Genomic DNA, 17,723 nt, shown 5'->3' with positions numbered 1-17,723 from the left:
AATTTAAACAACAATTGTTAAAATTTTATTTTGTTAATTTGCTTATAAATTTACATCTAATGAAAACTATATTTATAAGCTCTTTTTTTATCATTTTAATGAGTTGTACAACATTAAAAAGCACGCAAAAAGATATTAATAGTGGAAATTACAAAACTGCTATGCTGGATGCGATTTCTAAAATCAAGAAAGATAAAAACTCTGATAAGTCTAAAGCTTATGCAGATTTGTTATTTAATGCTTTTCAAAAATATAGAGATAAAAAACACAGAGATATTGCCTTTTTAGAAAGTGATTCTCAAAAAAATAACGCACAAGATCTTTATGAATCTTACAGAGAAATAAAATATTATCAAGATCAAATTCGACCTTTACTTCCTTTAAAATCTTCAAAAAATAAAGCTCTAAATTTCAAATTGAATGATTACTCAGATGAAATTATCGATTCAAAAAGGAATTTAACTGATCAATTATTTAGTGAAGCGCTTGATTTGATCGACCAAAATAATCGTCAAAGTTACAGAAAAGCTTATCAGCTTTTGAAAAGAGTTGAAGGTCTAAATCCTCATTACAAACAGCTGAAAGAAATGCAAAACATCGCTTATCAAAACGGTGTTTCTTATGTATGGATCAGTTCAGTTAATCAAACGGACCTTCTACTTCCTAAGAATTTTCAAAGAGAAATATTAAATTTAGAAACTTATCATCTCGATGATTTTTGGACAGTTTATCACAATAATCCAAATGAGCAATTGGATTATGACCAGAAAGTAATTGTTGAATTTACTGATTTTAATTTTTCACCTGAAAGACTACAAGAGCGAGAAATTCCTTTAGAAAGAGAAATTATCGAAGGTTGGGAGTATAAAAAAGATAGACGTGGTAATTATGTTTTGGATGAAAACGGGAATAAGATTAAAGAAGAAATCATAAGTGTTGCTAAAGGTTTGTTCCTAGAAACGAGACAATCTAAAGAAGTGCAGGTAAGAGCAAAAGTGAGATTTGTCGATCTTTATAAAAATGAACAAATTACAAGTCGAGATTTTGAAAGTTTATTTGTTTTTGAAAATAACTTTGCTCAATTTAAAGGTGATCCAAAAGTCTTAACACCTAAAGAACAGCTTTTAATTCAAAAAGGTTTTGTAAACTTTCCATCTAATGAAAGAATGTTGCTTGATGCAGTTCAAGATGTGAAGACGAAAATTAAAACAATTTTGAAAAAACAGTTCTAATTAAAAGAAAAAGATTATTTTTGCAGCCATTAATTAAAATGTATAATATGAATCATTATGAAACTGTTTTCATCTTGAATCCCGTTTTATCTGAAGATCAGATAAAGGAGACAGTTCAGAAGTACGAAGATTTTTTGACTTCTAAGGGTGCCGAGATCGTAAACAAAGAAAATTGGGGCTTAAAAAAATTAGCTTACCCAATCCAGCACAAAAAAAGTGGTTTTTACCATTTATTCGAGTATGAAGTAGAAGGTTCTGCAATTGATCCTTTAGAAGTGATGTTTAGAAGAGACGAGCGTATGATGCGTTTCTTGACTGTAAAGTTAGACAAACACGCTATCGATTGGGCTAAAGAAAGAATCAAACGTGTAAAATCAAAACCTTAAGAAATGGCTAGTATTGAAGAACAATCGAAAGGAAAGAACGATGGCGAAATCAGATATTTAACGCCATTAGATATTGAGACGACTGCAAAAAAACGTTACTGCCGTTTTAAAAGAGCTGGAATTAAGTATGTAGATTACAAAAATCCAGATTTTTTAATGGAGTTTGTTAACCCTCAAGGGAAAATTTTACCAAGACGTTTAACAGGAACTTCTTTGAAATACCAAAGAAAAGTATCTCAAGCAATTAAAAGAGCTAGACACTTAGCTTTAATGCCTTACGTTGGTGATTTATTAAAATAAAAAGCAAAAACTATGGAAATTATATTAAAAAAAGATGTAGATAACTTAGGTTTTGCTGATGATCTAGTAACTGTAAAAAACGGTTACGGAAGAAACTTTTTGATTCCTCAAGGTTCTGCAATTTTAGCAACACCTTCTGCGAAAAAAGTTTTAGCAGAAAACTTAAGACAACGTGCTCACAAAGAAGAGAAAGCTGTTGCTGAAGCTAAACAATTAGCTGAGAAAGCAAAAGAAGTATCAATCGAGATCACAGCGAAAGCTGGAGCTGGTGACAAACTTTTTGGTAGTATTACAACTGCTGATTTAAGCGCGAAACTTGCTAAAAATGATGTTGAAATTGATAAGAAATATATTTCAATCTTTGGTGGTAACATCAAAAGATTGGGTCAGTACACAGCTAAGTTGCGTTTCCATCGCGAGGTAATTATCGAAATTACATTCGACGTGGTTGGCGAAGCTTAATCAATAACTGAATAACATTTGAAAGATCGGCAATTTACTGTCGATCTTTTTTTATTTTTGCTAATTATGAAATACGAAAGACTTACACGAGAGCAGTTTGAAGAAATGCATCAAGAGTTTATTAACTTCTTGGCAACTCAGCAAATTACTGTTGATGAGTGGGAAAAAATTAAGAAAGATCAGCCCGGCATAGTCGAGCAAGAACTCGATGTTTTTAGCGATCTAGTTTGGGAAGGCGTTTTGAATAAAGTCAATTATCTCGAACATTTTTCTCCTCAGCAATTATTTCTTTTTCACTTTAAAGATGCAGATATTGATTTGATTGCAATCAAAATTGAAAATCCTGCTGTCGATATTACAACAACCGACGGGTACCAATGGTTGCGTAAAAACTTGAATAATGATGATGTCAATATCTACACATCAACAAAGCCAATTGCAGAAGAGCGCAACACAGATATTTTTGCATTGATCCAAAAAGGAGCGCACATTACCAAAGGCGATTTATATACTTACTTTGAAAAAATTGTTGTTAATTAAATTTTAACCATGGCTCAAAAACCATCAATTCCTAAAGGAACTCGAGACTTTTCTCCTGTTGAGGTCTCTAGACGAGAATATATTATTCAAACAATTAAATCTCATTTCAAAAACTTTGGTTTTCAACCTATCGAAACGCCAAGCTTTGAGAAATCTTCAACATTACTTGGTAAGTACGGAGAAGAAGGAGATCGTTTGATTTTTAAAATCTTAAATTCTGGTGATTTTCTGGAAAAATCTAACGAGCAGCATTTACAAGCTAAAGATTCAAATGCTGTGTCTTCTCAAATTGCAGAAAAGGCGTTAAAATATGATTTAACAGTTCCTTTTGCGCGATATGTCGTACAGCATCAACATGAGTTGGTTTTTCCATTTAAGCGCTACCAAGTTCAGCCAGTTTGGAGAGCAGACCGCCCGCAAAAAGGACGTTTTAGAGAATTTGTGCAGTGCGATGCTGATGTTATTGGAAGTGATAGTTTATGGCAAGAAGTTGAATTTGTGATGTTATACGATCAGGTTTTTCATGCACTTCAACTGAACGGTATTACCATTAAATTAAACAACCGTAAAATTCTATCAGGTTTTGCTGAAGTGATTGGCGAACAAGATAAATTAATAGATTTTACAGTTGCACTAGATAAGCTTGATAAAATTGGAGAGGAAGGTGTTAAAAAAGAAATGCTTGAAAAAGGAATAGCAGAAGAAGCGATTTCTAAAATTCAGCCAATTTTTAATTTCTCTGGTAATTTTAAAGAAAAGATCGATCAATTAAAAGATATTCTTTCAACGTCAACAATAGGTTTAGAAGGTGTTGAAGAATTGACTTTTGTTCATCAAGCTTTAGAAGATTATGAATTTAAATCTGCAACTTTAGATTTAGATGTCACTTTGGCGCGCGGTTTAAACTATTACACAGGTGCAATTTTTGAAATATCAGCACCTGAAAATGTCAAAATTGGTTCAATTGGCGGTGGCGGTCGCTATGATGATTTAACTGGTATTTTTGGTTTAAAAAATATGAGTGGCGTCGGAATCTCTTTTGGACTTGACCGTATTTATCTTGTTTTAGAAGAATTGAATTTATTCCCTGAAACTGTAACCGATTCAACTCAAATTCTTTTTGTGAATTTTGGTTTTGAGGAGTCTAAATATGCGATGAAAGCAATAAATAAACTTCGTCAAAAAGATATCAAAGCTGAGCTTTATCCTGATGATACCAAATTTAAAAAACAAATGCAGTATGCTGATAAACGCGGTATTAAATACGCAGTGATTGCTGGAGAATCCGAAATTGAAAAAGAAGCTTTTAATCTTAAAAATCTAGAAACAGGCGAGCAAGAATTAGTGGATTTAGAAACTATTCTGAAGAAATTTGCCTAACAAATAATGTGATTATTTTTTAATGATTGCATCTATGAGATTTCTCATAAAAGAGCTGATTTTATAAAATCAGCTCTTTTGTTTTTATTAAACATAAGTAGTTGAAAATCAACATATTGAATGTGTTTTTAGTTTGATTTAATTATTATGATGCTGTTTTAAAATCATTCTAAATTCAGCTTTATGATTGAGCTTCATAAAATAAAGGCGTAACTTAGAAGTTCATTCTAAATCTATTCATGTGTGGTTTATTAACAATGCGATAACGCGAAAAAACCTGATGGCTTTAACAGGTCTTTTTCTCTGCTTTTTCTTGATCATTCATTTGCTAGGTAATCTTCAATTATTACTACCAAAAGAAGAAGCGCAACTTCAGTACAATCTTTACAGTCATTTCTTGTCGGGAAATATCTTGATTAAGATTGTTTCGTACGTTTTGTATGCGAGTATTTTACTGCATACAATTGATGCAATTTATTTAAGTATAAAAGCAAAAAAAGCTTCTGGTGAAACTTATGTCAAGGACAAAAGAAACAGAGCTAGTAAATGGTATTCAAGACAAATGATGCTTTTGGGAACAATTGTTTTCGCTTTTCTTGTGATTCATTTTAAAGATTTTTGGTATCCCTATAAGTTTGGAAGCATAGAAGCTGACATTAATGGGAATAAAGATTTATACTCATTAGTCGTTGTGTCTTTTCAAGAATTATGGTATGTCATTCTTTACGCTGTGGCTATTTTGGCTTTAGGCTTTCACTTGCTACATGGTTTTTTTAGTGCATTCCGAAGTGTTGGTTTATACCATCCTTACTACAGTAAAATTGTGAAATCTATAGGAATAGGTTTCGCAGTAGTGATGACATTTGGTTATCTCATTATTCCTTTCTATATCTTTTTAAAATTATAATTATGATTAAAGAAATTCACGCAAATATTCCTGAAGGAGATCTAAAAGATAAATGGAGCAATTATAAAGCAAAAGCGAAATTAGTAAACCCTAATAACCGTAAAAAGCTTGAAGTAATTGTTGTCGGAACTGGTTTAGCAGGTGCTTCAGCAGCAGCGTCTTTAGCTGAAATGGGATACAAAGTCAAAAGTTTTTGTTTTCAAGATTCTCCACGCCGAGCACATTCTGTTGCTGCTCAAGGTGGTGTTAATGCAATGAAAAATTACAAAAATGATGGTGATAGCGTTTTCAGAATGTTCTATGATACTTTAAAAGGTGGAGACTTTAGATCACGAGAAGCAAATACATATAGGTTGGCCGAATGTTCAGCAAGTCTTATCGATCAAGCTGTTGCTCAAGGTGTTCCTTTTGGACGAGAATATAGTGGCTACCTGAGAAACCGATCTTTTGGAGGTGTTCAAGTTTCCAGAACTTTTTATGCACGTGGACAAACAGGTCAGCAGTTGCTTTTAGGTTCTTATCAGGCTTTAATGCGTCAAAAAGAAACTGGCCAAGTCAAACTTTATGCAAGACATGAAATGCTAGATTTAGTCACTATCGATGGAAAAGCAAAAGGAATTATTGCTAGAAATTTAGATACTGGTGAAATTGAACGTCACGGAGCTCATGCTGTCATATTAGCTACTGGTGGTTTTGGTAAAATATACTATTTATCAACACTTGCCATGGGTTGTAATGCTTCAGCAATTTGGCGTGCTCATAAAAAAGGAGCTTTGATGGCTAATCCAAGTTGGACACAAATTCACCCAACAAGCTTACCGCAAAGCGGAGAGTATCAATCAAAACTGACGTTGATGTCTGAGTCATTAAGAAACGATGGTCGTATTTGGGTGCCTCAAGATAAAAACGAAACGAGAAAACCTAAGGATATTCCTGAAGAAGAAAGAGATTATTATTTAGAAAGGAAATATCCTGCTTTTGGAAATTTAGCACCACGAGATATTGCATCGAGATCAGCAAAAGAGCAAATTGATGCCGGTAAAGGTATTGGCGCTTTAAAGAATGCAGTTTATTTAGATTTTTCTCATGCCATTAAAGAATATGGTCAAGATGTAATTGAAGAGCGTTATGGAAACTTATTTACCATGTACGAAAAAATTACAGGAATTAATGCTTACAAGGAACCGATGAAAATCTCGCCTTCTGCGCACTTTTCAATGGGTGGACTTTGGGTCGATTATGATTTGATGACAACAACGCCTGGGCTTTTTGCAATCGGTGAGGCTAATTTCTCTGATCACGGCGCTAACAGATTGGGGGCAAATTCATTATTACAAGCTTGTGTTGATGGATATTATATTGCGCCTTATACACTTCAAAATTATTTGGCTGATGAAATTCAAGTTGCTAAAACAGATGTGAATCATCCAGCCTTTGATGAAGCAGAAAAACAGGTTAAATCTCAACTTGAAAAATTTGTCAATTTAAAGGGCAACAAGACAGCTGAAGAATTTCATAGAGAACTTGGAAAAATACTTTATGATAAATGTGGTTTATCACGATCAGAAGAGGGGTTGAAAAAAGCAATCACAGATATTCAGAACTTGAGAGAGGAATTTCATGAAAATTTACTTGTTCCTGGCGATGTCGAAGATATAAATAGTGAACTTGAAAAGGCAGGAAGAGTTAGCGATTATTTTGAATTAGCAGAGTTGATGTGTATTGATGCTTTGCGAAGAGAAGAATCTTGCGGAGCACATTTTAGAGAAGAATTTCAAACAGAAGAAGGCGAAGCAATGCGTAATGATGCTGAATATTCTTACTCTGCAGCATGGGAGTGGAGCGGTCAAGCTTCGGAACCTATTTTAAACAAAGAACCTTTAAAATTTGAGTACGTTAAACCGACTCAACGAAATTATAAATAAGTCAGCTATGAAAATATATTTAAAAATATGGCGTCAAAAAAATAAAGACACTAAAGGGCAATTAGAAGATCATACCCTTGACAACGTCAGTGCTGAAATGTCTTTTTTGGAAATGTTGGACATGCTTAATTTAAAGTTGGCTAAAAGTGGAGAAAGACCAGTAGAATTTGATCATGATTGTCGAGAAGGAATTTGTGGACAATGCGGCGTTATGATTAATGGTATTGCTCACGGCCCGTTAAAAAACACAACTACTTGTCAGCTACATATGCGTTCATTTAAAGATGGTGATACCATTTATATAGAACCATTTAAAGCAAAAGCTTTTCCTGTTATTCGTGATTTAAAAGTTGACCGTACAGGCTTTGATGATATCATTGCAGCTGGTGGTTACGTTTCAGTCAATACTGGTCAAGCGCCAGAGGCAAACAGTATTCCCGTAACACATAACGAGGCAGAGGCTGCTTTTGATTCTGCTGCTTGTATAGGTTGTGGTGCTTGTGTAGCTACTTGTAAAAATGCAAGTGCAGCTTTGTTTACTTCAGCTAAGATCTCCCAATTCACACACTTACCGCACGGAAAAAAAGAAAGCGCAAAACGAACTGTCGATATGGTCAATAGGATGGAGGAATTAGATTTTGGTCATTGTACAAATACAGAAGCTTGTCAAATTGAATGTCCTCAAGATATTTCAGTTTTAAATATTGCTAAAATGAATTTTGAATATAATAAAGCAAAATTGAAAAAATAAAATTCAATTATTATCATTTTTATAACATTATATAACTTTATCTTGTGATGACTTAACATATAATAATCGTAATTTTAGGATATAATCATAAAACAAAAAAACGATGAACGAGCAAGAATTTAAAGGAAAGTGGAATCAAGCTAAAGGAAAATTGAAACAGAAATATGGAGATTTGACTGATGATGATTTAAAGTATGCAGATGGTAAAAAAGATGAATTATTAGGACGTCTTCAAGAAAAAACTGGAAAAACCAAAGAAGAGCTTGAGAAAGAAATCAAGGATATGTAATTCCTAGATTTATATTTAAAATAAAAAAGGCTTTCGAATTTATTCGAAAGCCTTTTTTTGTGTAGCGAGGAGCAGAATCGAACTGCCGACCTCCGGGTTATGAATCCGACGCTCTAACCGACTGAGCTACCTCGCCATTTTCGGTTTGCAAAGATAAAATTAATTTTCGCTGCTGCAAGTTTCTTTTAAATGAAATTTAAAAATTATTTTTTTATTCTTACCTAATAAATACATATATTGCTTTTCTAATTAGAATATATAATCATGAGTGAAAAGACAAAATACGAACTCGAATTTCCAATACAAGTTTCTCCAAATTTGTTATATCAATATATTTCCACACCTTCAGGATTAAGCGAATGGTTTGCTGATAATGTGAACTCTAGAGGCGAAGTTTATACATTTATCTGGGAAGGTAGTGAAGAGCAAGCTAAACTTTTAACCAAGAAATCTGATGAAAAAATAAAACTCAGATGGTTAGCTGATGAAGAAGACGATGAAAGTTATTTTTTCGAGATGCGTATTCAAGTTGATGAAATTACAAAAGATGTTTCATTGATGATTACAGACTACGCTGAAGATGATGAAGTAGAAGAAGGTAAGATGCTTTGGGAAAATATGATTTCTGAATTAAAACAAGTTCTAGGTTCAGCTTAATTTTTTATGGTCAACTTAAACGGAAACCTAACTGATAAACCTGATTTTTCAGTTAACAATCGAGGCTTAAATTATGGCGATGCTTTATTTGAAAGCATGCGTGTCATACATGGACAAGAAATGTTTTGGGAGTCACACTATTTTAGATTGATGTCTTCCATGCGGATTTTAAGAATGGAGATTCCTCAATCTTTCTCTCCAGAGTATTTATTGAATCAGATTAAATTGACTTTAAAAGCCAATGAACTTGAGCATAAACCCGCACGTGTTAAAATTTTAGTTTTTCGTAAAGATGGCGGTTTGTATAAGCCAGATACACGAGAAATAGATTTCGTTATCACTTGCTCTGAGCTTGATTCTCCTTTTTACAAACACCATGATATAAAATGCGAAGTTGATCTTTTTAAAGATCATTTTGTATTATCTGGGATGTTATCTAATTTAAAAACGACATCAAAATTACCTTCGATTTTGGGATCAATATATGCAGATGAAAATGATTTAGATAATTGTATTTTATTAAATGAAAAAAAATCTGTTATTGAATTTACCAATGCTAATTTGTTTTTGATAAAAGGTAATCTTGTTAAGACACCGCCATTGTCTGATGGATGTTTAAAAGGTATATTAAGATCTGAATTGATTAAAATTATTAGCAAAATGGATGAATTGACCTTAGAAGAAAGTTCGATATCACCATTTGAGATTCAAAAATCTGATGAACTTTTTATGACGAATAGTATTCAGGGAATTCAAAGTGTTTCGCGTTATCGCAAAAAGGAGTTTAAAAACGACATTGCTAAAAAATTGGTAAATAAAATTAACGCTGAGTTGCGATTGACGGAGAAAAAAGTGATTTAGTTGTTACTAGGATTTCCTGGTGCATTAGACCATATAAGGTAATCGCCACCCAATGATTTCAATTTATCTTGCCAGTATTCTCCTTCTAATGAAACTTTAAACAAATTACTTTTTTGTTTAAAGTTATCAATAATCCATGTTTTGTTGTTGATTTCATCTTGAAGTTGAACATTGAGCCAACCAGTATAGCCCAAGAAAAATTTAGTATTTTCATTGTTGACAATTCCATCATTGACAAGTTGTACAACATTTTCAAAATTCCCTCCCCAAAATATACCGTCTTTAATTTCTAAACTATCAGGAATTAATTCTGGAATTGTATGTATAAAGTAAAGACTATCTTCTTCTACAGGTCCACCTTTATGTATGGGAAAGTCTGTTTTTAAATCTGGAATGAGTTCCTTAAGATTATGATTTGATTTTTTGTTAAGAATAAAACCAACGACATCACTTTGATCAACATGTGTTATCAATATGACAGATCTTGAAAAGCTTCTATCATTCAAAATAGATGGTTCTGCTATTAAAAGTTGTCCTTTTGTGAATTGATTTTGGTTTGGCATATAATCCGTATCGGTTAGTTATTTTTGGTATTAAATAAAAAAAGACCTTTTAAAAAGGCCTTTTCTTATACGAATCAAAAATCTTAGTTAACTGATTTTTGTAAGTCTGAGCCTGCTTTAAACTTAACAACGTTTTTAGCTGCAATTTTGATTGTTTTTCCAGTCTGTGGGTTTCTTCCCTCACGTGCAGCTCTTTTTGATACTGACCATGATCCAAATCCTACGAGTGAAACGCGGTCACCTTTCTTTAAAGCTCCTTCTACATTTTCTAAGAAAGACTCTAAAGCTTTTTTTGCATCAGCTTTTGTGATTCCGGCATCTTCTGCCATTGCGTCGATTAAATTTGTTTTGTTCATAACTAAAAAATTGAATTTTGTTGAATAAAAATTTTGTTAATACATTACAAATTTATATGTAAATTCTAATTATGCAAGTCTTTTGGCTATAAATCCTATTGATTAGGGCAAATTTCTTTGATTTTAGCATTTTTTTTGGGTTATAGACCGTTCAAAAGCTTCTCAAAGCTCCATTTTATCAGCTTTAGCCTGATTGTAGCCGTTAAGAAAATCTTGAATTTTCAACATTTTCTTGCCTGGATATTTTAATTCTTTAATTGAGATCCATTTATTTCCTGACTTGACTAAGAATTTATTTTTTTCAAAAATGAGTTCGCCAACAAGAGCTTCTTGGTCTATTTCACTTTCGATTTCCACACGTCCAATTTTTACCTGAACTTTTTTTCCTTCCTCAATAAGTGATGCCCAGGCTAAAGGATAAGGATTTAAACCATTGACGAAATTCATAATTTGATCAGCATCATTACTCCAATTGATTTGTGTATTTTCTTTAGTTAATTTAGGTGCTTCCTTATTATCTGAATTTTTAATTTGCTTTTTTGCTACAGCGGTACCTTCAGAAATCGCTTTTGCAGTTTCAACTGCTAGATCAGCACCTAAAACCATCAGTTTATCGTGCAAGCTACCAGCGGTTTCATGTTTCTCAATTTCTACGGAACGTGAATCGATGATTGCTCCAGTATCAATTTTTTCATCTAAATAAAAACTTGTGACACCTGTTTCCCTTTCGCCATTTATTACAGCCCAGTTAATCGGAGCAGCTCCTCTATAGTTTGGTAGCAGTGATGCGTGAATGTTGAATATTCCAAACTCAGGGAAACTCCATACCTTTTTGGGAAGCATTCTAAAGGCAACAACAATTGCTAAGTTGGGATTTAAACGTATGAGATCTTGCTGAAATTCATCAGACTTAAGATTTGATGGCTGTAAGACTTCTAAATTCTTCTCTAACGCGTGTTTTTTTACAGCAGATTGATTTAGCTTCTTACCTCTCCCTGAAGGTTTATCTGGAGCTGTGACAACACCTACGATTTCAAAATGCTGATGAAGCTTTGAAAGTGTTTCAACAGCAAAGTCAGGCGTTCCTAAAAAAAGTATTTTTAATTTTTTCATTTTGTTTTATATTTATTGTCTGCTGTTATTGTGATTTTCTCTAGCTTAAGAAGTTCTCTTAAACTTGATAAAACAGCTTGATCTTTATTTTTGTATTGAGCTGATAACTCTTCAACAGAAGCAGAATCAACATTCTGGAGATATTTGTAAACGTCTTTCTTCAAGTCTAATTTCTGACCTTTATTATTTGAGCAATTCTGGCAATGGCCACAGTTTTTATAAGTTGCTTCACCAAAATAATTAAGAATTTGATTCTGGATGCAATCTTTTTGATTAAGTATTAAGTCAATGACGGATTCAATCTGATTAACTTTCGCTTTCTTGAGTGACTCGATACTTTTTTTATGTGGGTTTATCGATCTATCATTTTCTTTAGGGACAAGAAATTCAACATTTACATCATGCTTAAAATTTTCATAGGTCATCATGTCCTTCTTTTCCAATTCACTTAAAAGCTTTTTGATATTTTGTTTAGCAATACCGGTTTTGTAACTAATTAAATCTAGATTGATATTAATTTCTTGTTCATAAAGTCCGCCATAAGTTCTTAAAATGCTGTTGACAACATTTTGATAATTGATATTTTTATCTAAAAAATTAATCAGGTGAGCACTTGAAACAATAAAAGTAATTCTGATTTTCTCCTTAAAATTTTTGCTTAAACGAATCACACCTAAATTGTCCAAAACTTGTAGTCCAGCATAGGTTTGATTAAAGTTGAAATGATTGTGTTTACAAAACTCACTGAAATTAAAATCAAAAACTTCATTTTGACCTTCGCCATAAGCGACTCCAAAAAATTGATTTAAATTTTTATAAAGTGTTTTTATAAAAGAGAAATCAGGAATTTGATTTGAAATATAAGATCTTAAAATAAAGATATCATTTTTATTGTAAAAAAGAAATGCATCAGCAGGCTTTCGATCTCTGCCAGCTCTACCGGCTTCTTGATAGAGGCTTTCTATGCTTTCTGGCGGATGATAATGCAAAACAAATCTGACATCGGGTTTGTCAATCCCCATTCCAAATGCAGTTGTGGCGACAATAATTTTAGTTTTGTTGGCAATCCAGTTTTTAAGAATTTTCTCTTTTAATCGAGTTGATATTCCAGCATGATAAGCTTCTGATTGAAAACCGATTTTATTGAGATAAGCAGAAATATCATGGCTAGATTGTCTTTTCCTTACATAAATAATACCGCTGTCATCTGAATGCGATTTGAGGTATTTAGCAATGGCGGCAAGTTTATCAGAAACCTTGAAAAATCCGAAATTGAGATTTGGTTTTTTAAAACTACGTTGATAAGTTTTAGGTTTTTCTAAAACTAAATTCTCTTTGATGTCTTTCAGGACTTCAGGTGTAGCCGTTGCAGTTAATGCCAAAAAAGTCAGATTTGGTAAATAGTCTTTTAAAATTCGAATTTGGCGATAAGCGGGTCTAAAATCGTGTCCCCATTGTGAAATTGAATGCGCTTCATCAATGGCGACAAAAGAAATAGGTAGCTTGATTAAATGCTCTAAAATTTCTTTATTTTGAAGGCGCTCTGGTGATAAATATAAAAGTTTATATCGACCATAAACACAATTATCAAGCAACTGATGTATATCTTTCAAAGACATACTACTTTTGATGTAATCCGCTTTAATACCTTTAGATTTAAGATTCTGTACTTGATCTTCCATCAAGGCTAATAAAGGAGAGACAACTAAACAAATACCATCTATAGCGATTGCAGGAACTTGAAAGCAGATAGATTTTCCACCTCCAGTTGGTAATATTGCACAGCAATCTTCTTGATTTAAAACACTTTTGATAACATCTTCTTGACTATCCAAAAAGTGATCAAAACCCCAATATTTTTGAAGAATTTGCTGAACATCAGTCATTATAAATGCGCTAAAATAAAATCTATACGTCTGTTGATATCTGTTTTTGGGACTTCAATTAAATCATAACCAAGCGATTCATAAGTGTTTTGAAGGGCTTTCTGTAATCCTTTTGCCAAATCAATTTCTTCAAAACGTTCACCATCTGTTGTGTAAATATCATCCCAAATAGGCAAGATAAAAATTTTATCATAAATAAAATTTTTATTTGCTTCACTAAAATATTCAGGATATTCTTGACCAAAATAATCCATGTAGGCAGTGACATCGGGAATCCCTCTATCTATAAAAACATATTTACTGCTCAACGCATTTGCGGCCTTAAACTGATTAATTCTCCCTTTTAATAGCAACTCACTGAACTTCAGAGAGTCTGTTAAAAAAAGCTGATCGATACCATCTTCTTTAGCTCTTCGTGTCACTTCGCGTGAAATTTCTGGCATACATTGATATTTCTGACGTGTCAAACTTTCAATGATAGATGATTTTCCAGTGCTTGGTCCACCAATTAATACTATTTTTTCACTCCCCATAAGTGGTTTTTAATGTTCATTTCAGTTATTGTTTTACTTAATAACTTTTATATTTGTAAAAAAAATTGATGCAAGATAAACAACAAGATGAATTTTACAACAAACTAAGACGCCAACTTGAGAAATTGGACAAGTGGCCTGGCCCTTATTTGTTCAAATTTATATTACCTACAACACACGAAAAAGAACTTCAAAAATTGAGCTCTTTATTTGATGATATGGGTGCTGTTATCAAAACAAAACAATCTTCAAAGGGCAAATATACAAGCGTTTCTATTCATGTAAAAATGAAATCACCTGAAGATGTTGTGGAGAAGTATAAAGAAGTCGGTCAGGAAGTTGACGGTGTAATTTCTTTATAAGTCATTTAGACTGCATTTTTTTATGTATTTTGCAACTCTCTTTTTAAATTAAAAATATCATTTTGACAAATTCACTAGAGTACAATTCAGAGCGAACTCAATTACGCATTCCTGAATATGGTCGTAATATCCAAAGAATGGTTGAACATGCGATCACCATTGAAGACAAACAAAAACGAAACGAAACTGCCAAAGCCATCATTGATGTGATGGGCAATATGCAGCCACATTTAAGAGATGTGACTGATTTTCAACATAAACTTTGGGATCAACTTTTTATTATCAGTGATTTTAAACTAGATGTTGATTCTCCTTTTCCTAAGCCAACGGCTGAACTTCTAGCAGAACGTCCTGAACCTTTAGCTTATCCTCAGAATTTTCCGAAATATAGATTTTACGGGAACAACATTAAAAGGATGATTGATGAGGCAATAAAAATGGAAGATGGCGATTTAAAAGAAGCACTGACTTTAACGATCGCAAATCACATGAAGAAATGTTATCTGAATTGGAATAAAGACCATGTTGATGATCAAGTGATTATTAAACATTTGGATGAATTAAGTGATGGGAAATTAAGTTTAAAAGAGATAGAGTCTAATTTAAGTGATGCTTCTGATTTAGTGAAACACAAACAACGCTATAAATCTTCAAAGAAGTCACATAAAAGTCATCACAAAAATAATCGTAAACGTAAGTAATTAGTATGGCAACTTTTCAGATTGAAGGCGGACATCAACTCAAAGGTGAAATTCGCCCGCAAGGCGCTAAGAATGAAGCTCTTCAGATATTATGCGCTGTTTTAATGACAGACGAAAAAGTTTATATTGATAACATCCCTAACATTAGAGATGTCAATAAACTCATCGAAATCCTCAGTAATTTAGGTGTCAAAATTCAAAAATTAGGTCACGGTAGTTATTCTTTTAAAAGTGACGCGCTTTATCTTGATTATTTAGAAAGTGAAAAATTTAAAGAAGAAGGCAGCAGTCTTCGTGGTTCAATCATGATTGTCGGTGCACTTTTAGGCCGATTCGGAAAAGGATATATTCCTAGACCTGGAGGCGATAAAATTGGTCGCCGTCGATTGGATACGCATTTTGGCGGATTTATCAAGCTTGGCGCGAAATTTAGATATAATAAAGAAGAACGCTTTTACGGCGTAGAAGCACCCAATGGATTAAAAGGTGTTGATATGCTTCTTGAGGAAGCTTCAGTCACCGGAACTGCTAACATTTTGATGGCTGCAGTTTTGGCGAAAGGCAAATCATCTATTTACAATGCTGCTTGTGAACCTTATATTCAACAACTCTGTAAAATGTTGAACTCAATGGGAGCTAAGATCAAAGGTATTGGATCAAATCTTCTCCACATCGAAGGTGTTGAAAAACTATCTGGCTGTAAACATACTGTTTTACCAGATATGATTGAGATCGGTTCATGGATTGGTTTAGCTGCCATGACAAAAAGTGAATTAACCATTAAAGATGTGAGTTGGAAGGATTTAGGGATTATTCCTGAAACCTTCAGAAAATTAGGGATTACAGTTGAGAAAGTCGGTGATGATATCCACATTCCAGAGCATAAAAATGGTTACGAGGTCACAAGCTTTATTGATGGTTCTATCATGAACATTAGCGATGCGCCTTGGCCAGGGTTTACACCAGATTTACTGAGTATTATTTTGGTTGTCGCCACACAAGCTCGTGGAAGTGTTTTGATACATCAAAAAATGTTTGAAAGCCGTTTATTTTTCGTAGATAAATTAATTGATATGGGTGCAAAGATTATTCTTTGTGATCCGCATAGGGCAACAGTCATCGGTCATGATTTTGAGTCGCAACTAAAAGCGACAACGATGTCAAGTCCTGATATTCGTGCAGGTATTTCATTATTAATTGCAGCACTTTCTGCTAAAGGCGTTTCTACAATTCATAATATTGAACAGATAGATCGAGGTTATGAAGATATCGATGGAAGGTTGAGAGCAATCGGCGCTAAAATAACACGTTTTGATTAATTGATTTTATCACAAATCAAAATAATTTTTCTTTGAGAGATGGTGGTTGTTAAAAACACATAAGTTTTGCCACCATCTTTTATTTTATATTTCTTTTTAAAGTCTTCCACTTTTATCGGAAAATTTCTTGCACTCAAATTTAATTTTTCACCACCCAATTCTTTCTTAATCAGTTTAGGCTTATAGTCTAAAATTTGATTGATTTTAAATACTCGTCCTGGAAAATTCTGATTCTTTTCTGATGATGCATACAAGTGTGAATTGACTTCAAGTTTTTTAAGATTAAAGTACTTTGAAATATGCTGAAAAGCGCCAGACTTCATTATGCTTGCGTTCGGCTCATATAAATAACTATCTTTTTGAGGTTCAGCATAATTTGAAAATTCAATAGATTTATCTGACCAATTAAAATCAAAACTTTCTTGAGTTCCATTTGTTTTGATGTTAACCGTTTTGATATTGATGTCTTTCAGACTTTCTTGACCAACCAACCATAATAATTCTTTAACTTCATTTTGTACTGCGACTATAGCGATGGATTCGACATTTTTAAGTTGTTGAATACCCAAATCGAGATCGAGTAGTGGTGAGGTTTTGATATAAACTTTTTCTGATTTTGAAAGATAAAAATGAAGCTCTTTTGTTAGATCCGGCTCGCAGTCTTGAAGTCTGAACACTTTGTTTTGAGAAGCATCACGCCGAGATGGATCAATAAAAAGGTAATCGAATTTATCTTGCTGGGTACTTAAAAACTCTTGAGCAGTTGTGGTGTGACATTCAACATTATTAACATTTAATGAAGCCATATTTTGTTGAACTATTTCAGAGAGTTCAGAATTTCTCTCAACATGATCAACTTTTGAAAAAGATTGAGAAAAAGCAAAAGTATCAATCCCGAATCCGCCCGTTAAATCAGCTATTCTTTGTCCTTTTATTTGTTTGAGTTTGTAATTTGCAGTGAGTTCAGAAGAACTTTGTTGTAAATTAATATTCTTTGGATAAATGATTTTTTGAGACTTAAACCAAGTTGGTAATTTCGATTTTGCTTTGCGTTTAGCTTCAATTTGTTGTGCTAAAGTCTTAGAATCAACATCAGCAAAAGGAGATTTTGATAAAATGATACGCGTGATATCTGCATTGATGTTGGCATCAATAAAATCTTGAACTTCTTTTTTTAAAATTGATTTTAATTTAGCCATT

Annotated in this window: 20 protein-coding genes, 1 tRNA gene and 1 pseudogene; 15 read left to right on the top strand and 7 right to left on the bottom strand. The window is 33.0% G+C overall.

The window, feature by feature from the left end; translation table 11 throughout:
- The first annotated feature begins 59 nt into the window (after window positions 1-59).
- The 10 genes from CAP47_RS10795 to CAP47_RS10750 all read left to right on the top strand — a co-directional run bounded on the left by CAP47_RS10795 (window position 60) and on the right by CAP47_RS10750 (window position 8,172).
- Window positions 60-1,232: a hypothetical protein gene (locus CAP47_RS10795; protein WP_093239407.1), complete on the top strand. Its 1,173-nt coding sequence runs from the start codon at window positions 60-62 to the stop codon at window positions 1,230-1,232.
- A gap of 47 nt (window positions 1,233-1,279) precedes the next feature.
- Entirely contained in the window at window positions 1,280-1,618 is a 339-nt protein-coding gene (gene rpsF / locus CAP47_RS10790; protein WP_100776637.1) for a 30S ribosomal protein S6, read from the top strand.
- Between the two features lie 3 nt (window positions 1,619-1,621).
- Complete coding sequence (gene rpsR / locus CAP47_RS10785; RefSeq protein WP_093239401.1) at window positions 1,622-1,918, top strand: 30S ribosomal protein S18; 297 nt, start codon at window positions 1,622-1,624, stop codon at window positions 1,916-1,918.
- Between the two features lie 12 nt (window positions 1,919-1,930).
- Window positions 1,931-2,380 carry a 50S ribosomal protein L9 gene (gene rplI, locus CAP47_RS10780; RefSeq protein ID WP_100776636.1) on the top strand — a complete coding sequence of 150 codons (450 nt, stop codon included), beginning with the start codon at window positions 1,931-1,933 and terminating at the stop codon, window positions 2,378-2,380.
- A gap of 66 nt (window positions 2,381-2,446) precedes the next feature.
- The gene (locus tag CAP47_RS10775; RefSeq protein ID WP_100776635.1) at window positions 2,447-2,920 is read left to right on the top strand and encodes a DUF6495 family protein; all 474 of its coding nucleotides are present in this window, start codon (window positions 2,447-2,449) and stop codon (window positions 2,918-2,920) included.
- Window positions 2,921-2,929: 9 nt separating this feature from the next.
- Window positions 2,930-4,300 (top strand): histidine--tRNA ligase, encoded by a 1,371-nt coding sequence (gene hisS / locus CAP47_RS10770; protein WP_100776634.1) that lies wholly within the window; start codon window positions 2,930-2,932, stop codon window positions 4,298-4,300.
- Window positions 4,301-4,550: 250 nt separating this feature from the next.
- Window positions 4,551-5,207 carry a succinate dehydrogenase cytochrome b subunit gene (locus tag CAP47_RS10765; RefSeq protein WP_100776715.1) on the top strand — a complete coding sequence of 219 codons (657 nt, stop codon included), beginning with the start codon at window positions 4,551-4,553 and terminating at the stop codon, window positions 5,205-5,207.
- Between the two features lie 2 nt (window positions 5,208-5,209).
- The gene (locus CAP47_RS10760; RefSeq protein WP_100776633.1) at window positions 5,210-7,132 is read left to right on the top strand and encodes a fumarate reductase/succinate dehydrogenase flavoprotein subunit; all 1,923 of its coding nucleotides are present in this window, start codon (window positions 5,210-5,212) and stop codon (window positions 7,130-7,132) included.
- 7 nt (window positions 7,133-7,139) lie between these two features.
- Window positions 7,140-7,883 (top strand): succinate dehydrogenase/fumarate reductase iron-sulfur subunit, encoded by a 744-nt coding sequence (locus tag CAP47_RS10755; protein ID WP_100776714.1) that lies wholly within the window; start codon window positions 7,140-7,142, stop codon window positions 7,881-7,883.
- A 103-nt stretch (window positions 7,884-7,986) separates the two neighbouring features.
- Entirely contained in the window at window positions 7,987-8,172 is a 186-nt protein-coding gene (locus tag CAP47_RS10750; protein WP_100776632.1) for a CsbD family protein, read from the top strand.
- 62 nt (window positions 8,173-8,234) lie between these two features.
- Here the strand turns inward: CAP47_RS10750 and CAP47_RS10745 are convergent.
- Window positions 8,235-8,308: transfer RNA gene (locus CAP47_RS10745), tRNA-Met, on the bottom strand.
- 128 nt (window positions 8,309-8,436) lie between these two features.
- Here CAP47_RS10745 and CAP47_RS10740 point away from each other — a divergent pair.
- Window positions 8,437-8,829: an START-like domain-containing protein gene (locus tag CAP47_RS10740; protein WP_093239389.1), complete on the top strand. Its 393-nt coding sequence runs from the start codon at window positions 8,437-8,439 to the stop codon at window positions 8,827-8,829.
- A 6-nt stretch (window positions 8,830-8,835) separates the two neighbouring features.
- Window positions 8,836-9,690, top strand: a complete 855-nt coding sequence (locus CAP47_RS10735) for an aminotransferase class IV (RefSeq protein WP_100776631.1) — start codon at window positions 8,836-8,838, stop codon at window positions 9,688-9,690.
- Here CAP47_RS10735 and CAP47_RS10730 read toward each other — a convergent pair.
- From CAP47_RS10730 to CAP47_RS10710, 5 genes and pseudogenes are all read right to left on the bottom strand, one after another.
- Window positions 9,687-10,253, bottom strand: a complete 567-nt coding sequence (locus tag CAP47_RS10730; RefSeq protein ID WP_100776630.1) for a YqgE/AlgH family protein — start codon at window positions 10,251-10,253, stop codon at window positions 9,687-9,689. The genes CAP47_RS10735 and CAP47_RS10730 overlap by 4 nt on opposite strands.
- A gap of 83 nt (window positions 10,254-10,336) precedes the next feature.
- A pseudogene (locus tag CAP47_RS10725) lies at window positions 10,337-10,627 on the bottom strand (HU family DNA-binding protein); the annotation flags it as partial.
- Between the two features lie 144 nt (window positions 10,628-10,771).
- Complete coding sequence (fmt, locus tag CAP47_RS10720; RefSeq protein WP_100776629.1) at window positions 10,772-11,722, bottom strand: methionyl-tRNA formyltransferase; 951 nt, start codon at window positions 11,720-11,722, stop codon at window positions 10,772-10,774.
- Window positions 11,719-13,608, bottom strand: a complete 1,890-nt coding sequence (locus tag CAP47_RS10715) for an ATP-dependent DNA helicase RecQ (protein WP_100776628.1) — start codon at window positions 13,606-13,608, stop codon at window positions 11,719-11,721. Before CAP47_RS10715 ends, fmt begins: the two co-directional genes overlap by 4 nt.
- Entirely contained in the window at window positions 13,608-14,141 is a 534-nt protein-coding gene (locus tag CAP47_RS10710) for an AAA family ATPase (protein ID WP_100776627.1), read from the bottom strand. Before CAP47_RS10710 ends, CAP47_RS10715 begins: the two co-directional genes overlap by 1 nt.
- Window positions 14,142-14,209: 68 nt before the next feature.
- On the opposite strand from CAP47_RS10710, the gene CAP47_RS10705 reads away from it, so the two are divergent.
- From CAP47_RS10705 to murA, 3 genes are all read left to right on the top strand, one after another.
- Window positions 14,210-14,503 (top strand): DUF493 family protein, encoded by a 294-nt coding sequence (locus CAP47_RS10705; RefSeq protein ID WP_093239366.1) that lies wholly within the window; start codon window positions 14,210-14,212, stop codon window positions 14,501-14,503.
- A 62-nt stretch (window positions 14,504-14,565) separates the two neighbouring features.
- Window positions 14,566-15,204 carry a DUF4290 domain-containing protein gene (locus CAP47_RS10700; RefSeq protein WP_100776626.1) on the top strand — a complete coding sequence of 213 codons (639 nt, stop codon included), beginning with the start codon at window positions 14,566-14,568 and terminating at the stop codon, window positions 15,202-15,204.
- 5 nt (window positions 15,205-15,209) lie between these two features.
- Window positions 15,210-16,523 (top strand): UDP-N-acetylglucosamine 1-carboxyvinyltransferase, encoded by a 1,314-nt coding sequence (murA, locus tag CAP47_RS10695; RefSeq protein ID WP_100776625.1) that lies wholly within the window; start codon window positions 15,210-15,212, stop codon window positions 16,521-16,523.
- Here murA and CAP47_RS10690 read toward each other — a convergent pair.
- A complete protein-coding gene (locus CAP47_RS10690) occupies window positions 16,520-17,722 on the bottom strand; it encodes a class I SAM-dependent methyltransferase (RefSeq protein ID WP_100776624.1) in 1,203 nt (400 codons plus the stop codon). The genes murA and CAP47_RS10690 overlap by 4 nt on opposite strands.
- Window position 17,723: the final 1 nt, after the last annotated feature.

Origin of the sequence: Psychroflexus sp. S27 (genome assembly GCF_002810405.1) — a bacterium.
In the GTDB taxonomy this organism is placed as follows: domain Bacteria; phylum Bacteroidota; class Bacteroidia; order Flavobacteriales; family Flavobacteriaceae; genus Psychroflexus; species Psychroflexus halocasei_A.
The sequence above is the reverse complement of the archived record's forward strand: the minus strand, read 5'-3'. Positions and strand labels throughout refer to the sequence as shown.

Excerpts from the sequence above, each read along its gene's own strand:
- CAP47_RS10740 (WP_093239389.1), top strand. The coding sequence starts at position 8,437 with ATGAGTGAAAAGACAAAATACGAACTCGAATTTCCAATACAAGTTTCT.
- rplI (WP_100776636.1), top strand. The coding sequence starts at position 1,931 with ATGGAAATTATATTAAAAAAAGATGTAGATAACTTAGGTTTTGCTGAT.
- rpsR (WP_093239401.1), top strand. The coding sequence starts at position 1,622 with ATGGCTAGTATTGAAGAACAATCGAAAGGAAAGAACGATGGCGAAATC.
- rpsF (WP_100776637.1), top strand. The coding sequence starts at position 1,280 with ATGAATCATTATGAAACTGTTTTCATCTTGAATCCCGTTTTATCTGAA.
- CAP47_RS10750 (WP_100776632.1), top strand. The coding sequence starts at position 7,987 with ATGAACGAGCAAGAATTTAAAGGAAAGTGGAATCAAGCTAAAGGAAAA.
- CAP47_RS10730 (WP_100776630.1), bottom strand. The coding sequence starts at position 10,253 with ATGCCAAACCAAAATCAATTCACAAAAGGACAACTTTTAATAGCAGAA.
- CAP47_RS10710 (WP_100776627.1), bottom strand. The coding sequence starts at position 14,141 with ATGGGGAGTGAAAAAATAGTATTAATTGGTGGACCAAGCACTGGAAAA.
- murA (WP_100776625.1), top strand. The coding sequence starts at position 15,210 with ATGGCAACTTTTCAGATTGAAGGCGGACATCAACTCAAAGGTGAAATT.
- CAP47_RS10775 (WP_100776635.1), top strand. The coding sequence starts at position 2,447 with ATGAAATACGAAAGACTTACACGAGAGCAGTTTGAAGAAATGCATCAA.
- CAP47_RS10755 (WP_100776714.1), top strand. The coding sequence starts at position 7,140 with ATGAAAATATATTTAAAAATATGGCGTCAAAAAAATAAAGACACTAAA.
- CAP47_RS10735 (WP_100776631.1), top strand. The coding sequence starts at position 8,836 with ATGGTCAACTTAAACGGAAACCTAACTGATAAACCTGATTTTTCAGTT.
- CAP47_RS10715 (WP_100776628.1), bottom strand. The coding sequence starts at position 13,608 with ATGACTGATGTTCAGCAAATTCTTCAAAAATATTGGGGTTTTGATCAC.
- hisS (WP_100776634.1), top strand. The coding sequence starts at position 2,930 with ATGGCTCAAAAACCATCAATTCCTAAAGGAACTCGAGACTTTTCTCCT.
- CAP47_RS10795 (WP_093239407.1), top strand. The coding sequence starts at position 60 with ATGAAAACTATATTTATAAGCTCTTTTTTTATCATTTTAATGAGTTGT.
- CAP47_RS10760 (WP_100776633.1), top strand. The coding sequence starts at position 5,210 with ATGATTAAAGAAATTCACGCAAATATTCCTGAAGGAGATCTAAAAGAT.
- fmt (WP_100776629.1), bottom strand. The coding sequence starts at position 11,722 with ATGAAAAAATTAAAAATACTTTTTTTAGGAACGCCTGACTTTGCTGTT.
- CAP47_RS10690 (WP_100776624.1), bottom strand. The coding sequence starts at position 17,722 with ATGGCTAAATTAAAATCAATTTTAAAAAAAGAAGTTCAAGATTTTATT.
- CAP47_RS10705 (WP_093239366.1), top strand. The coding sequence starts at position 14,210 with ATGCAAGATAAACAACAAGATGAATTTTACAACAAACTAAGACGCCAA.